The sequence below is a fragment of the Bacillus hominis genome, from assembly GCF_018332515.1.
GTDB lineage: Bacteria > Bacillota > Bacilli > Bacillales > Bacillaceae_G > Bacillus_A > Bacillus_A hominis.
Map to the genome: position 1 here is coordinate 1 of NZ_BOQD01000349.1, position 3774 is coordinate 3774.

Annotated in this window: 4 protein-coding genes and 1 pseudogene; 1 reads left to right on the forward strand and 4 read right to left on the reverse strand. The window is 35.5% G+C overall.

Going from position 1 to position 3774, the window contains the following annotated elements; translation table 11 throughout:
- From KI356_RS24430 to kynU, 4 genes and pseudogenes are all read right to left on the reverse strand, one after another.
- Positions 1–93: pseudogene (locus KI356_RS24430) on the reverse strand (serine hydrolase domain-containing protein); the annotation flags it as partial.
- Between the two features lie 126 nt (positions 94–219).
- Positions 220–1059 (reverse strand): tryptophan 2,3-dioxygenase, encoded by an 840-nt coding sequence (kynA, locus tag KI356_RS24435; RefSeq protein WP_128280217.1) that lies wholly within the window; start codon positions 1057–1059, stop codon positions 220–222.
- Positions 1060–1091: 32 nt separating this feature from the next.
- A complete protein-coding gene (gene kynB, locus KI356_RS24440) occupies positions 1092–1721 on the reverse strand; it encodes an arylformamidase (RefSeq protein WP_212936716.1) in 630 nt (209 codons plus the stop codon).
- A gap of 2 nt (positions 1722–1723) precedes the next feature.
- Positions 1724–3010: a kynureninase gene (gene kynU / locus KI356_RS24445; protein ID WP_212936717.1), complete on the reverse strand. Its 1287-nt coding sequence runs from the start codon at positions 3008–3010 to the stop codon at positions 1724–1726.
- Positions 3011–3169: 159 nt separating this feature from the next.
- Between kynU and KI356_RS24450 the strand changes: the two genes are divergently transcribed.
- On the forward strand, positions 3170–3774 hold a 605-nt coding region (locus KI356_RS24450; RefSeq protein WP_212936718.1), incomplete at its 3' end, for a TetR/AcrR family transcriptional regulator.

A 3774-nucleotide genomic window follows, 5' to 3' on the forward strand; every position in this document is an offset into this window, starting at 1 on the left:
ATAATATTCAGTCGTTAATTCACCCTTTTGATAAACAAGAAATGTATTAACTTTTTTCTTTTCGAATTTACTTTCTAGCTGTTCAAAATTCAAGAAATCTTCCTCCATCTAAATGATTATGTAATATTTGTTGTTCATCTCATTCTCTCTATTAAATCATATTTGTTTTTAAAACAAAAAAATAAACTTGCCAGCCTTTATTAGCTGACAAGTTTATTCTTATAATTTCGTTCGAACGTTCCAAAGCTCTGGGAAGAAGCATTGATCAAGCACTCGCTTTAAATAAGATACGCCAGAAGAGCCACCTGTTCCCATTTTATGACCAATAATTCGTTCTACCGTTTTCATATGACGGAAACGCCATTGTTGTAGCCAGTCTTCAATATCGATTAATTTCTCTGCAAGCTGATATAAATCCCAATATTTCTGCACATCCGCATACACTTCTATCCAAGCCGCTTCTACAGTCGCATCCTCTTCGTAAGGCTGCGTAATATCACGATTTAACACATCTTTATGAATTGGGAATCCTTCTTTAACAAGCGCTTGTATCGCCACATCATACAAACTTGGTGAATGAAGTGCTTTATGAAGACGAGCATGTAATTCTGGGTCCTTTTCATAAATCTTTAATGCATGTGGTGTTTTATAACCAAGTGCATACTCAATCATTCGATATTGATACGATTGAAAACCAGAAGCCTGACCAAGTGAATCACGGAACTCAATATATTCTGATGGCGTTAATGTCGCAAGAATATCCCAAGATTGAATAATTTGCGACTGAATTTTTGATACACGTGCTAACATTTTAAATGCAGGTGCTAATTTGTCTTGTTTAATAGATTCAATTGCTGCATTCAGTTCATGTAAAATTAGTTTCATCCAAAGCTCACTTGCTTGGTGAATAACGATAAATAACATTTCATCATGATGATCTGATAATCTTTGTTGACTAGATAATAAGCTATCTAGCTGTAAATACTCTCCGTACGTCATATTTTCCTTAAAATCAGTGTGAATCCCTTTTTCCATTATTACCTTTTCGTTTTCTTTCATATTAGTCAAACGCCCCTTTTATATATTTCTACTTATATTGGTCTAATAACAGCGCGAACTGGACTCCCATCTGCATCTGTTAATGCAAGTGGTAAGGCAATAAGTTCGTAATCGCCGTCTGCTACGTGATCGAGTACGACATTTTCTAAAATGTGAATTCCGTGTCTAAATAATTGATGGTGTGCTGCTAGTTCTTTATCATCTAACGGATCTACTGAAGGTACGTCCACCCCGATTAAACGAATACCCTTATCTGAAAGAAACGGTGCAATATCAGCGCGTAAATGCGGAATTACATCTGGGAATTCATTTGCTTTACCATGTGAAGATGTGCGTAACAACAATCGTTCTACACCTTCTAAATTAAAGTTTTCTAATTCGTTTTTCCCGATGCTTTCAAGATTAGAAACGTCAATGATCCGCGCTGGTCCGACATAAACTTGAACATCTAAATCTATTACTTTCTTACCCTCATTATCAAAGTGAAAAGGTGCATCAATATGAGTACCTGTATGAATACTCATCGTTAACTTTCCGACATTTACAGAGCCACTCTCTTCTTTGGACCATGAAACTTCATACGAGAATGGTGTATCTCCTGGCCAAGTCGCGATTTCATTATTTAGCGGTTGTGAAATATCAATCCACTGTGATGCTTTCATACTTATGCCACAACCTCTCGCTTATTTTCAAAGTTTTTATACTCTTCATCTTTCATAATTCCCTTTAAAATCTGAACGGACTTCCATACTTCCTCGTACATATTATATAAAGCAACTGGCGCAAGTCTCACGCCGTTTGGCGCCCTGAAATCTGGAACTACTCCATTCGCTTTTAACGCTTTACATATGCGCGCTGCTTCCGCATGTTCTAAATAAATATGCCCGCCTCGTTTTTCATCCTCTAACGGATTTCCAATTGTAAATCCGAAATCTTTTAATTCATGATCAATTAAATCTAGCATGTATCTCGTAATATGAAGTGATTTTTCACGTAACTTCTCAATACCAGCTTCTTTAAAGATTTCAAGAGAACCGACTAACGGCGCTGTACTTAATACGTGAGGTGTACCAATTTGATACGCACCTGCGTGATCAGCCGCTGTTAATATATGCTCCATATCAAATTGCTTATCTTTTCTAGAACTAAACCAGCCAGACAATCCTGGAAGTCTATTAAAATGCTTTTTATTCACATACAACCCTGCAACACCACCAGGTCCTGCATTTAAATATTTGTAATTACACCATACAGCGAAATCAACATCCCACTCTTTGAAATGGTGCGGAATAGATCCAATTGAATGACATAAATCAAATCCAATATGTATGCCGCGTTTATGAGCTTCCGCTGTTAAACGTTTCATATCAAGAATTTGTCCACTTCTATATAAAACAGAAGGTAATAAAATTAAAGCGATATCATCTGTCATTGCCTGAATAATATCATCTTCAGAAAGTGTTCTACCGTCTCGGCTTTTCACTCGCACTAAATGCTCATCTGGATCTAAGCCTTTTAAACGAATTTGGCTCTGAAGTGCATATATATCTGACGGGAATGTTAACTCATCTGCAAGAATTTTTGTACGTATACCTTTCGGCTCATAAAAAGTCGCAATAACTTGATGTATATTTGCAGTTGTGGAACCGGTTACAATTGTTTCTTCTGGTAAAGCTCCAATAAGAGGTGCTGTTAATTCACCTAATTTCTCTGAAAGGAAAAACCACGGATGTTCCCCTTCAGTCCATCCATCAATTCCATATTCTTTCCATGAATCTAGCAAAGTAAGTAACGACTTTTCTGCTCTTTTCGAAAGTAACCCTAATGAGTTACCATCTAAATATATTGTTCCTTCTTTTTTATAAAATTCAGTTTGAAAATCTTTCAGTTCATCATGTTTATCACATTCAAGCGCATACTCATAAGTTGGTTGGAATGGTTCTTTATACATGGTGTCACCTTCTTTTAATTTTCTTTTTATTCTAACTAATTGAAATATATCATCTTAGTTGATATAACGTCAATGATATTATGTCAGTTGACTTTATATATGGACTTCTTTTACAAAACAATTATATTTTCAGATATTTCAGTATAAAGAGGTGATTCCTTGAAAAATTCTACTCTTTCAACAAGAAAACATCGCTCCTTAGAAACAAAAAAGAAACTATTACATTCCGGTTATACTATTTTTATAAAAAACGGATTTCAGAAAACTACAATCACGCAAATTATTAAACATGCAGAAACTGGTTATGGAACAGCATATGTATACTTTAAAAACAAAGATGCTCTCCTCATCGTTTTAATGGAAGATGTTATGAATCGCTTTTATGCTATTGCTGATCGCTCTTTTTCCCCTCAAACAAAGTTAGAAGCATGTGATATGATTCAAAATCAAGTTAGAGCATTCTTACAATTAGCGGAAGAAGAACGGGCTATTTTGCAAGTTGTCGAAGAAGCAATAGGATTATCAGGGGAGATACGTCAAAAATGGGATGAGATTCGGGAACGCTTTGTAAAAAGTATTACACAGGATATTACTTACTCTCAAGAAAGTGGATTAGCGCAGCCTGAATTAAATAAAGAGATTGTAGCACGTGGTTGGTTCGCGATGAATGAAACCTTTCTTTGGACAATTGTGCAAAATGATAAAGAACTAGAGTTAGAAGAAATTGTACATACTTTAACAATAATGTATACGACGGGGTTATA

Coding starts and splice junctions, on each gene's coding strand:
- kynU (WP_212936717.1), bottom strand. CDS start 3,010: ATGTATAAAGAACCATTCCAACCAACTTATGAGTATGCGCTTGAATGT.
- kynA (WP_128280217.1), bottom strand. CDS start 1,059: ATGAAAGAAAACGAAAAGGTAATAATGGAAAAAGGGATTCACACTGAT.
- kynB (WP_212936716.1), bottom strand. CDS start 1,721: ATGAAAGCATCACAGTGGATTGATATTTCACAACCGCTAAATAATGAA.